The following is a 12,013-nucleotide window of genomic DNA, read 5'->3' as shown; positions in this document are numbered from 1 at the left end:
CACATCAGCCGAAGAAGGCCCCCATCATGTCCATCTGCTCCTCGCTCATGGATTTTATCTTGAACTCCGGCATCTTCGGAATCAGACCCTCGTAATCCTCTTTCGTTATCTCCTCCGCCTCTCCGTTCCTGACGCGATAGAAGATGCCGTATTCGGGGTCGCGGTACGCAACGAGGAACTCCTCAACCTCGATATCGCCGAAGTCCACGAATATCACGTTTCCGCCGGTATAGGGCTTCCTGCACTTGAAGGGGAAGCTTGAGGAGTTGAGCATCGCATCGCCGAGGGCCTGGTTGGCCTTCTCCCCGTTTATCTCGGTCCAGAACCTCCTTCCCTCGAAGTCGCCCTCAACGACTATGAGAAACCTCTTCCCGTCGAGCTCGACGACAGGGGCCCCTTTCTCCGCGAGTATCTTGAACAGTCCGCCGATCCTCTCGGCGTTTCTAAGGGAAGCAACGAATCCTTCAACTTTCATAGTTTCCACCAGGGAAGGTTCGGGAAGGTGGTATAAAAGCTTAAGCTTTTTATTTGGGACGCCAACCCCCATTTGATGACCTCTGGAGACGGGGCGTACCTCAGGAAGTGGGGCATCGTAATGGTGTTCTCCATACTGGCCGGCCTAGTGGGTGGTATAGGGGCCGTAGTTTTCAGGGTCCTGGTGACCCTTGTTCACGGGTTTTTCTTCGGGGAACTGCTCCCCAGGGTTTCTTACGAGGTAGGAAGCTTTAATCTCGGGTACCTGCTCCTCCCCACGCTCGGCGCGTTCATCGTCGCGTTCTTCGTGATCACATGCCCCGAAATCAAGGGGAACGGCATCCCCGAGGTCATAGAGGCGGTCATATTCAAGGGGGGCAACATCCCCGGAAAGTTCGCGGTTCTGAAGACGATAGCCACAGCGATAACCATAGGCTCCGGGGGAAGCGTTGGGCGCGAAGGTCCCATAGGCTTCATAGGCGCGGCTTTAACCTCCATCCTCGCGCGCTGGTTCAGCCTCTCAAAGGAGATGAAAAAGCTCCTAGTCACCTGCGGTCTGGCGGCAGGTATAGCCGGCACCTTCAACACCCCGCTCGCGGGGGCGGATGTTTGCCCTGGAAGTCGTCTACATGGGTGCCTTCTCGATAAACCTCGTGCCCATATTCATAGCCGCCGTCACCGGGAACGCAATTACCCTTGCCGTCCTCAACAGGGCGGTGGAGATAGACATTCCAGGAGGCATCGGTCACACACTTCCAGAGCTCCCCCTGTTCTTTCTCCTGGGCCTGAGCCTCGGCCTCCTGGCGGCGTTCTACGCGCGGTTCCTCTACCGCGTGGTTGACGGGTTCTCGAAGGCCAACGTGCCTGAAATCATAAAACCCGCGATGGGCGGCTTTGGAGTCGGCGTTCTTGGGATGCTGTTCCCCACCCACGGCATATTCGGAATAGGCTACGAGGGAATGAAGATGGCCTTCTATGGGGAGCTGGCGATAGGGCTCCTCATCGTCCTCGGGCTGGTTAAGATGCTGGCCACCACCCTGACGATAGGATCCGGCCAGAGCGGCGGCGTCTTCGCCCCGAGCCTCTACATAGGAACGATGTTCGGAGCTGCCTTTGGAGAGGTCGTAAGACTTCTCTTCCCGGGTCTCGGCTCGAATCCTGCTGTTTACGCCCTGGCCGGAATGGCGGCCTTTTTCAGCGGCATGACCCAGGCACCGCTAACTCAGATACTGATGGTCACGGAGCTCACCAGGAGCTACGCCGTTCTGCCCGCAGTAATGACCTCCGCGACCATAGGCTTCCTAACGGCCAGGTTCTTCCTTAAGGGGGAGTCTATCTACACCCTCAAGCTCATCAGAAAGGGCTACCACGTGAAGACCGGAAAGCCGGTCATACTCGAAACAATCTCCGTCGGCGAGATAATGACCCGCGAGCCCGTCTACGTCACCGAGAACCAGACTCTCTTTGACGTGGAGCACCTGATAGGCGAAACCGGTCACGACTGCTTCCCAGTGGTCAACGAAAACATGGAGGTAGTGGGCATAGTCGGCATAAAGGACATCCTGAAAAAACCCCCGAGCGTTAAGCGGATGCCGGTGAAGCGATTCATCCGCCGGCCCTACGGGGCAACTTACCCGACGGAGACGGCCGAGGATGCCTTTGAGAAGCTCATGGCCCACGACCAGAACCTTCTGCCCGTCCTGGAAAGCCCCGAGAGCAGGAGGCTCATCGGAGTCGTGACCAAAAGGGACATATACCGCGCCTACTACCGCGGTCTGGAGGGAATGTACATAGACTGAGGTGGTTTCATGCAGGTTGATGCCGACCTTCACATACACTCGCGCTACTCCAAGGCGGTCTCAAAAGCCATGACTATTCCCAATCTCGCCGAGAACGCAAGATTCAAGGGTCTCGGGGTAGTCGGAACGGGCGATATACTCAACCCGAAGTGGGAGGAGGAACTGTTAAGGTACACTGAAAAAGTGGACGAGGGAACCTACGAGAGAAACGGAATCCGCTTCCTCCTCACGGCCGAGGTGGAGGACAGCAGAAGGGTGCACCACGTCCTGATCTTTCCGAGCATCTCCACCGTCCGGGAGATGAGGAAGGAGCTGAAGGGGTACTCACAGGACATAGACACCGAAGGAAGGCCGAGGGTTAACCTTTCCGCGGCAGAGATAGCGGATATTGCCAACGAGTTGGGAATCCTAATCGGGCCTGCACACGCCTTTACTCCCTGGACTGCCCTCTACAAGGAATACAACAGCCTCAAGGAAGCCTACCAGGGGGCAAAGGTGCATTTTCTTGAGCTCGGCCTCTCGGCGGATTCGGAAATGGCGGACAGGATAAAAGCCCACCACTCTCTGACCTACCTCAGCAACAGCGACGCCCATTCCCCGATGCCCCACCGCCTCGGAAGGGAGTTCAACCGCTTTGAAGTGAGGGACGCAACCTTCGAGGAGACACGGAAGGCCATTCTGAAGCGCGGGGGGAGAAAAATCGTCCTCAACGCCGGTCTTGACCCCAGGCTGGGCAAGTACCACCTGACTGCCTGCTCCCGCTGCTACAGGAAGTATTCCCCGGAGGAGGCGATGGTATTCAAGTGGAAGTGCCCGAAGTGCGGCGGCAGAATAAAAAAGGGTGTTCACGACAGAATCCTCGAGCTGGCCGACACGGAGGAGAGACCAAAGGACAGGCCGCCCTATCTCCGCCTAGCTCCCCTCGCTGAGATAATCGCGATGGTTATAGGCAAGGGGGTGGAGACGAAGGCAGTGCGCGTAATCTGGGAGCGCTTTTTGAAGGAGTTCGGGAGCGAGATAAGGGTTCTCGTGGATGTCCCGCTGGAGGGCCTGGCGGAGGTCCACGAGGAGGTTGCAAAAGCCGTCTGGGCCTACAGGGAGGGCAAGCTCATAGTGATCCCCGGCGGCGGAGGAAAATACGGCGAGATAAGATTGCCAGAGGAGATAAGGAAGGCGAGCATAGCGGAGCTGGAGAGCCTTGAGGTCGAAGTTCCAAAGGAGGAATACCGGCCGAAGCAGACGAGCCTCATGAAGTTCCTCCGGGGAGCCCCTAAGTGAAGCACCTGCCCCTCGCGCCTGTTCTTTTTGTCGCCTTTCTGCAGGCTTCTTTCAGCTTTTCTGCATTCTCCTCGGGGACGCCGTCGTAGGTGAAGTCCCACGTCCCCATCTCTATCCCGGCGGCGTACTTGATTTTGCCGTTCTCCCGCAGGATTGGGTAGAACCCGACGTGGAGGTGGTAGAAGCCGTAGGTTCCTTTGAACGGCGCCTGGTAGAGCATCATCGTGTAGGGCATTCCCCTCCCCAGAACGGTGTTGAGGGTTCCCGTTGCAACGCGGAGGGCGTCGGCCAGGTCCGCGAGCTCTTCCTCCGTCAGCTGGGTGAGCCACTGAACGTGCCTCTTCGGATAGACGTGAACCTCAAAGGGCCAGCTCGCGAAGAAGGGCAGGAAGATGGCGAAGCTTTCGTTCTCGTATATCGCCCTCTCACTTTCCAGCTCCTCGCGTAGAATCCTGCAGAAGAGGCACTCGCCGGTGCGCTTGAAGTATCTCCTCGAGTTCTCGATTTTGAGACGAACCTTGAGCGGTATGAATGGAGTCGCGTAGAGCTGGCCGTGGGGGTGGGTTAGGCTAACACCTATCTCCTCCCCCTTGTTCCGAAAGATCGAGAGGTAGGCAACGCGGGGATTTTTCTTCAGTTCTGCGGTTACGTTTTTCCATAATTCAACAACTCGAACCATAGCCTCGAGGGAAAGCTCGTCGAGGTCTCTGAGGTCGTGCTCCGGCGTTTCGACGATCACGCTGCACTGGCCGAGCGCCCTTGCCCTCCGGTAGAACACTTCTTGTTCAGGCCGGGGTGCATCGAAGGAGAGCATCGGAAACCTGTTAGGGAGCAGAAGAACCTCCCAGCCGTAACCGGTCTCCTCGCCACCAGGGCAGAAGGGGCAGAAGTTCCGCGGCCTCCATGGGCGTTTCTTCCTCACCGCCGAGACCATGATCCACTGACCGGTCAGGGGATTGTACCTCAGCTCCCGCATCTTCACCACTGGATTAGATTGGCGAAGGGGCATAAAAGCTTGGCGAAGGCTTTAAATCCCATGGCCAAACTGGGAGTGAGGGATGGAGGTGGAGAGGGAGATAATCGAGCTCTTCAGAAGGTACCTCAAGCTCCAGGGAGACCTGCCTCTGGGGGACGATGCCGGGGCGATCATGCTCGGTGACGAATGGTTGGTCGCCACCAACGACATGCTCGTGAGAAAAACGGACGTTCCAGATATAATGACACCCGAACAGGTGGGCTTCAAGGCCGTCACCATGAACGTGAGCGACGTCGCGGCTATGGGAGCGAGACCGGTGGGGTTTCTCTTCTCACTGGGCGTTCCGCGGAATATTGAGATGGATTACCTCGAAGGCGTTGCGGAAGGGATAGAAAAGGCCCTCGAGTTCTACGGGGTTCCCGTTCTCAGCGCCGATACGAACGAGGCGGACGATTTGATAATAGACGGAATCGCCCTTGGGAGAACGAAGAGACTTCTAACCCGGAGCGGGGCGAGGCCGGGTGACCTGGTTTGCATTACCGGCGACATCGGCAGGTCCCTGGCGGGGCTCCTCGTGTGGAGGCGCGCCCTCGACGTGCCGAAAAAGATAAGGGAACCCCTCTATGAGAAGCTCCTCGAACCGAGGGCCAGGGTCCCCGAGGGAATTGAACTGAGCGAGCTTGCGAACGCGGCCATCGACGTAAGCGACGGCCCGAGCAAGGAGCTGCACCTCCTGGCCCATATGAGCGGGGTGAGGATAGGGATCGAGGCCCAAAAACTGCCGATCAGGGAGGAGGTTAGGGCAGTAGCCGAGGCCCTGGGGCTGGACCCGATTGAGATGGCCCTCGCGAGCGGGGAGGAGTTCGAGCTGATCTTCACCATCCCGGAAAACCTACTGGACGAATGTCCCGTGCGATGCACCGTCATCGGAAGGGTTCTCAAAGGAGTCGGGGTTTACATTACCATCGACGGAAAAAGACAGGAGATGCCCGTTCTCGGCTGGGAACACCTTAACCGGGAAGTAAAAGGGACGTATAGAGAGATGTTCCGATAACGTTTTAAAATCCTAGGCCGACTTAAGGTAGGTCGTGACTATGCTGGGGAGCCTTACCACGTCGGCACAGCAGTATTTTTCAGTGGTCGTTAGCGCGTCCCTCAAGTACCTCATCCTAGCCTTTCTCACGTACTACGTGAGCGTCGTTCTCTACGGCATCCGCTGGAAGCTCGTTCTGAGGGGCGTCGGCAGGGACGCCCCCCTGCATGAACTCGTCAAGGCAATACTCGCCTCGATTTTCATGAACAACGTTACCCCAATGAGCAGGAGCGGGGGAGAACTGCTCAGAATGGCGTGGGTTTCCAAAAAGGCCAACATCCCCACGGGAGTTTCCGCGGTTAGCATAGTCTACGAGCGCATACTGGAGACCATCCCCATATTCGCCCTGTTCCTCGTGGGCATGATGTACTTCTCATCCGGGGAGCCCATTCCCTTCGTGATCCTCGGCATAGCAGGGGTAGTTCTGATATGGATCAAGTGGGGCGCCTTCGTGAGGCTCTCGCTCCGCGTCTTCCGAACCCCCGTGACGGATGAGGAGATGCGAAAGATAACCGCACTCCGGAGCATGCACAGCCTCAACATGGCTGCAGTCCTGCTCAGCTCCACCGTCTGGCTCCTCGACGTCGTCAGGCTGAAACTCATAGCCCTCGCCTTTGGTCTCAACCTGGCGTGGAGCTTCATAGCGGTGATTTCAATCGCGAACCTCCTCTTCGGCCTCGTCGCCTTCACCCCGGGAGGTGTGGGCATAATCGAGGGCGGCTTAGTGGGGACACTCACCTACTTCGGAATCCCCATGGCGCTCGCGGTTTCGATAACCCTCCTGGAGCGCTTTGTCTCGTACGTCGCCAGCAGTCTAGTGGGACTAGCAGTTCTCCTGACGTCCGGAGGGGTTGAAATATGGAAAGCCTTAAAATCGCAATAGCAAGCGACTGGTTCTATCCGAAGATAGGGGGAATAGAATCACACATCGATGAACTCGCCCGCAACCTCGTTCTCATGGGGCACGAACCCTACGTCCTGACCCACGACTACAGGTACATGAAGCCGTACATTGACAGCTTTCCCTATCACGTTGTCAGGTTTTCCGCGACGCTTTACTTCCGCAAATACCACTCCAGCGTGGGATTTTTGCAGTTCTGGAGGATAAACGAGTTCTACAAGAAAGCGGAATTCGACATAACCCACGTCCACAGCATATACTCGCCCCTGGCCGTTGCCGTGTCAAAGATATCGAGGGGAATCAGGAACGTCCCGGTGGTCGCCACCAACCACTCCTTCTACGGCAGACCCTCCCTGGACTTCCTGATTGGCCCACTCATCAGACACCACCTCAAGCGGATAGACACCTTCGTGGCCGTCAGCACCCCCGTCGCCGAGGACACCAGGAACCTGCTGGAGAACAAGCTCAACGGGCGTCCGGTCGTCGTGGTTCCCAACGGGATAGACGTCAGGAAATGGCGTCCCCCAGAACCAGAGGAGAGGGAGAAGGCCAGAAGGGACATAGGGGTGAGGGATGAGGTAGTCGTGCTTTACCTCGGGAGGATGACCGAGCGCAAGCAGGCCCACAGGATACCTGTGATGATGAGGGAGGCGCTGAAGCGGAGCGGAATTCCGAAAAGCAAGGTGAAGCTCATAATGGTAGGAAACGGCCCTATGCGCCCTGTGCTGGAGAGAAACCTCAGGGAAACCGGCATCGGGGAGATAACCGAACTGTACGACTTCATGGAGAGGGGAAGGCTTCTCCCGCTGTACTGGGCGGCAGACCTGGTTCTCATGCCCGGCATCCTCGAGGCATTTCCCGTCGTGGGGCTTGAGGCGATGGCCACGGGAAATCCCGTCATCGGCCGGAACGAGAGCGGGCTGTCTGACATGGTAGTTCCGGGCATCACGGGCCTGCTTGCCGTGAGTGAAGAGGGGATGGCGGACAACCTCGCCAGGGTTTTCGAGGAACCGGAACTCCTTGTGGGAATGGGAGTGGCTGCCAGAGAGCGGGCCAGGAGGGAGTTCTCATGGGAGGTCGTGCTCAAGAGACTCCTTCGGGTTTACAGGACGACGATTGAAATGGGCTCAGAGGTGGACAGGCTGTACCTCACCTACAAGCTGATGAGGAGGCTGGGATGATGCTCATTTCAATAACGTTTGACGTTGAACACGACTGTCCTCCGTACCTCACGACGACGAGAGGCATGGAGGACGGGCTTCCGAAGCTGCTGGATTTGATGGCGGAGAAAAAAGTGAGGGCAACGTTCTTCTTCACGGCGGAGATGGCCAGGCGCTTTCCGGAGCTTGTTAAACGGGTCATAGACGAAGGACACGAGCTGGGAAGCCACAACTACAACCACGAGCGGCTGGACAGACTCACCAGAGCCGAGGGTGAAAGGGCCATCGTGAAGTCCCTGAATGTGCTGAGGGAGTTCGGGGAGGTCCTCTCGTTCCGCGCGCCTAATCTGCAGTTTCCGGATTACTATTATGACATACTGGAAAGGAACGGCATCCTGGTGGACTCTTCGAAGGCGACCTACAAGGGCTACCGGAGGGGCGTGAGGTTTTTCGGTGATGTTCTTGAAGTCCCAGCATCTACCACGAGCTCGGTCATAAGACTGCCCTGGAGGGTGCAGAAGCTCATCCATGCCCGCCTGAAGGAGCCCCGTGTTTACTTCGCCCACCCCTGGGAGTTCGTTCCCATGCAGAGGGAAAAAATCCGGTGGGACTGCAAGTTCAACACTGGAGACAAGGCCGTTGAACTGCTCGGAAGGCTTATCGACTATTACAAGAGCCGGAATGCGAAGTTCCTGACGATGCGTGATTACTACGAAGTATGCCAAAAACTTAAACGGAAGTGAGCCTATCACAATACGGTGAGAAGCATGCGTGAAGCCATGTACTGGGAGCCGCTCGAGGGCGGAAGGGTGAGGTGCAGACTGTGCCCCCTCAACTGCATAATAAACGATGGCCAGCGCGGCTCCTGCAAGGTGAGGAAGAACATCAACGGAAAGCTCTACACGTTCAACTACGGCAAGGTCTCATCCATAGCGGCGGACCCTGTTGAGAAGAAGCCCCTCTTCCACTTCTGGCCCGGCTCCTGTGCGCTCTCGATAAGCACAGTCGGTTGCAACATGCACTGCAAGCACTGCCAGAACTGGGAGATAAGCCAGGCCGGCGAGAACTTCCCGTACCTCCACGATGTGACCCCCGAGGGAATAGTGGCCCTGGCAAGAAAATACGACTGTGAGAGCATAGCCTACACGTACAACGAGCCCGTGATATGGTATGAGTTCGTTCTCGATACGGCCAAGCTTGCTAAGGAGGCCGGTATATACAACCTCCTCATAACCAACGGCTACATAAACGAGGAGCCGTTCAGGGAGCTGGCACCGTACATAGACGCCATGAACATCGACATCAAGGCGTTCGATGACGCCTTCTACATGAAGATAGCCGGCGTTCCGGGCGGCGAGCCGAGCAGGAGAACCGCGGAGATAGCCAAAAAGGAGTTCGGAATCCACGTCGAGCTGACATATCTCATAATATCAAAGCTCAACGACAAAGAGGAGGAGCTCAGAACCTTCGCCAGATGGGTGGTCGAGAACCTCGGGGACGACACGCCGGTTCATTTCTCCCGCTTCTTCCCGCACTACAAGATGATCCACCTCCCTCCAACGCCGGTCGAAACGGTTGAAATGGCCTACCGCATTGCCCGGGAGGAGGGGTTGAAATTCGTCTACATCGGTAACGTACCCGGGCACGATGGGGAAACCACATACTGCCCCAAGTGCGGCAAACCTTTAATAGTCCGCTGGGGATTCAAAATCACCGAGTACAACCTAACCCACGATGGGAAGTGTAAGTACTGCGGCGAACCGATCTCCGTTGTGGGGGCATACCAAAAAAAGCGATATGATAGGATGTGGTGGTGAAATTGGAGACGATTGAGGTTATTTTCTACATCGAAGGTCTGGGAAGCGACAAGAAAGTTTTAGAAAGGGCTATGGAGGAGACCGCGGAACGGCTGAAGGCCGAAAAATCCATCAGGGTTCATGACGTGAGGGTGGAAGAGATAATCGAAGACCCCGACAACGACACGTTGCCGTACTCCGGAATGATAGAGGCAAGGATCTCAGGACCCCTCAATGCGGTGTTCAATACCGCGGTGCGCTACGCACCGGCCGCCGTGGAGGTTGTATCCCCTCCAAAGATTGAGGTGGACGCAAAGGGACTCATGGAACTGCTTGGAGGACTTTCCTACGCCATGGGGCAGCTCATAGACAAATTTGGCCCACTGGCAGCCTATCCTTCCCTGGAAGAGTTTCCCGAGCCCCAGATAGGGTACAGCAGGGAGGAGATTGAAGAGTTCATTGTGGAGGACAGAAAAATCCTCTACCGCTTTGTCGTGGAGGTCTTTGGGGACGACGAGGAAACCGTCACCAGGAATTTTGCAAAGGCCCTCGCGTATGAGGGATGCACCATAAACAAACTCGTTCCTAAAGTCCAGAGCGAAGACGAGAACGGAAGGAAGTACATACTAATCGCGGCGGAGCTTCTGTCCACGTTTGAGAATCTGATCCAGCTGACCGCCAAATATTCTCCCGTGGCGATAGCGATACTGGAACCCGAAGTGGTGGACATAACCGCCCCTGAACTCCAGGGTGCACTGGCGGATGTGGCGGGTTTTGTCTACGAGCTCACGATGCGCCCCCTGAAAAAGCGCATCCTCGAAAAAAAGAACACCGAGTTCAAGCTAGACCTATAAGGTATTATCGTCAAAAGGCGAAGGGCCTATAGTCATTTAATTAAGCTTCCTTTCATTTTTACGGCAATGAGCGAGCTTTTTTTAAGCATAGAAAGGGTCTGAAAGCGAAAAGTATATATACCCCTTAAGGGCAGAAAATCAGTGACAACACATATTAGACCATTCCAGGGCGTAAGCCCAAAGTTAGGGAGGTGTTGTGAAATGAAAGTGAAGAAGATCGCGGCCCTTGCTGTTGGTGCCGCCATGGTTGGAGCAACTATCGGCATCGCCAGCGCTCAGCCGACCGTCCCGGAAATACCGAAGGACTTCTTCGTTGAGGACGGACAGCCCAACGTTAAAATCGTCGTTGGAAGCCAGGGTGCTGCTCTTGACGTTTCAAGCGCCGCTGACATAGCTGTCGCTCTTGGTACCATGCTTTACACCACTGAGGACGTTAAGGTTAAGGACGCCAGCGTCGTCGTCAAGAAGGACACCGCCTACGACCCGGACGACATCCCGGTGTTCGACAACACTTACACCGGTGACTACGAGGTTGATGACGACATCGGAAACCAGGCCTACTGGTGGAACGGCAGCTTTGACGCCGACGGCAACCCGATATTCAGCGAGACCTTCGACAACTCCGCCTGGAGCGATGGAATCTACAGCGACGGTTGGCCCATAACAGTTTATGGAGCTGTTGAGTGGAAGGACGGCAACAACAACAACTACTGGAAGGACCCGAATGACCAGTGGCACAGCGCCACCGACGTCAAGATTCACTACACGGTTAACATCGGGAAGGTTACCCTCAAGCAGATCAACGAGGACGATGTGGACTTCACCGACATCGACGACTTCGACGACTTCACCCTCATAGTGGACGACGTCGTCGCCAACGTGACCTTCAAGCTCAACGCATACGAGAAGACCCTCTGGGACCCGGTCCTCGGGGCCACCGGCACCACCTACACCGTGAGTGACACCACCCCAAGCTACTACAGCCTCTATGAGGCGGGCGTCATAGAGGGCGTTGAGGCCGGAGACACCATCGACCTCTTCGGCAAGACCGTCAAGGTCCTCGACATCGGAAGCGACTACATCGAGTACGGTAACGACTGGGGCGAGACCTACATCGACGCCGGCGCCACCAAGCCCTTCGGCGACTACAGCATCAAGGTCCTTGACATAGACGTCAACCAGGAGAAGGCCCTCCTCGAGGTCTCCGGCCCGGCCGGAAGCGAGAAGATTACCCTCAACACCGACGACAACCCCACCGAGACCCTATTCAACGGAGGCATAAGGGTCACCCTCAAGGACACCTTCATCGGTATCGGCGGAACCACCAGCGTCAAGGTTGAGGTCCAGACCGACATCAGCTACATCGAGGACGGCGACGAGTTCATACCGGGATGGATCGCCCACCTCGGCATCAGCGGAGGCAAGCTCAACTGGTTCGCCCTCACCAACAAGGAGGAGCTCGAGGGCAAGGAGGTCAAGCTCTTCGACACCTACGTCATGGACTACAAGGCCGACATCATGAAGAAGAAGAACCCCTCCGATGACAAGACCTACGCCGCCATGAGCGCTTGGGTCGTCATCGACCCGCTCAAGGCGGAGTACACCACCGAGACCCTCAGCGCCGGTGACGAGCTCGAGGGATGGACCATCGACGAGATAACCGCCACCGCTGACCCGGCCCA

At 56.6% G+C, this 12,013-nt stretch carries 10 protein-coding genes and 1 pseudogene; 9 read left to right on the top strand and 2 right to left on the bottom strand.

Features of this window, described 5'->3' with window-relative positions; all coding sequences use genetic code 11:
• Positions 1-4 precede the first annotated feature (4 nt).
• Positions 5-475, bottom strand: coding sequence for a hypothetical protein (locus tag APY94_RS05005; RefSeq protein WP_058938586.1), 471 nt, complete (start codon positions 473-475; stop codon positions 5-7).
• Positions 476-550: 75 nt separating this feature from the next.
• Here APY94_RS05005 and APY94_RS05000 point away from each other — a divergent pair.
• Positions 551-2,273 (top strand): annotated as a pseudogene (locus APY94_RS05000) (chloride channel protein).
• Positions 2,274-2,282: 9 nt separating this feature from the next.
• Positions 2,283-3,551 carry a TIGR00375 family protein gene (locus APY94_RS04995; RefSeq protein ID WP_058938585.1) on the top strand — a complete coding sequence of 423 codons (1,269 nt, stop codon included), beginning with the start codon at positions 2,283-2,285 and terminating at the stop codon, positions 3,549-3,551.
• Here APY94_RS04995 and galT read toward each other — a convergent pair.
• A complete protein-coding gene (gene galT / locus APY94_RS04990) occupies positions 3,544-4,527 on the bottom strand; it encodes a galactose-1-phosphate uridylyltransferase (RefSeq protein WP_058938584.1) in 984 nt (327 codons plus the stop codon). The two genes, APY94_RS04995 and galT, sit on opposite strands and share 8 nt — an antisense overlap.
• An 88-nt stretch (positions 4,528-4,615) precedes the next feature.
• On the opposite strand from galT, the gene APY94_RS04985 reads away from it, so the two are divergent.
• The 7 genes from APY94_RS04985 to APY94_RS04955 form a co-directional block, all read left to right on the top strand.
• Positions 4,616-5,581 carry a thiamine-phosphate kinase gene (locus tag APY94_RS04985; RefSeq protein ID WP_058938692.1) on the top strand — a complete coding sequence of 322 codons (966 nt, stop codon included), beginning with the start codon at positions 4,616-4,618 and terminating at the stop codon, positions 5,579-5,581.
• A gap of 40 nt (positions 5,582-5,621) precedes the next feature.
• Positions 5,622-6,503 carry a lysylphosphatidylglycerol synthase transmembrane domain-containing protein gene (locus tag APY94_RS04980; RefSeq protein ID WP_058938583.1) on the top strand — a complete coding sequence of 294 codons (882 nt, stop codon included), beginning with the start codon at positions 5,622-5,624 and terminating at the stop codon, positions 6,501-6,503.
• Positions 6,479-7,702 carry a glycosyltransferase family 4 protein gene (locus APY94_RS04975; RefSeq protein ID WP_058938582.1) on the top strand — a complete coding sequence of 408 codons (1,224 nt, stop codon included), beginning with the start codon at positions 6,479-6,481 and terminating at the stop codon, positions 7,700-7,702. Before APY94_RS04980 ends, APY94_RS04975 begins: the two co-directional genes overlap by 25 nt.
• Positions 7,702-8,424: a polysaccharide deacetylase family protein gene (locus tag APY94_RS04970; RefSeq protein WP_058938691.1), complete on the top strand. Its 723-nt coding sequence runs from the start codon at positions 7,702-7,704 to the stop codon at positions 8,422-8,424. Before APY94_RS04975 ends, APY94_RS04970 begins: the two co-directional genes overlap by 1 nt.
• Positions 8,425-8,448: 24 nt before the next feature.
• Positions 8,449-9,498 carry an AmmeMemoRadiSam system radical SAM enzyme gene (amrS, locus tag APY94_RS04965; protein ID WP_058938581.1) on the top strand — a complete coding sequence of 350 codons (1,050 nt, stop codon included), beginning with the start codon at positions 8,449-8,451 and terminating at the stop codon, positions 9,496-9,498.
• Positions 9,499-9,500: 2 nt separating this feature from the next.
• A complete protein-coding gene (locus APY94_RS04960) occupies positions 9,501-10,331 on the top strand; it encodes a hypothetical protein (protein WP_058938580.1) in 831 nt (276 codons plus the stop codon).
• Between the two features lie 201 nt (positions 10,332-10,532).
• A partial coding sequence (locus APY94_RS04955; protein ID WP_058938579.1) for an S-layer protein occupies positions 10,533-12,013 on the top strand: 1,481 nt, incomplete at its 3' end.

This window comes from Thermococcus celericrescens (assembly GCF_001484195.1).
Taxonomy (GTDB): Archaea; Methanobacteriota_B; Thermococci; order Thermococcales; family Thermococcaceae; genus Thermococcus; species Thermococcus celericrescens.
The sequence above is the reverse complement of the archived record's forward strand: the minus strand, read 5'-3'. Positions and strand labels throughout refer to the sequence as shown.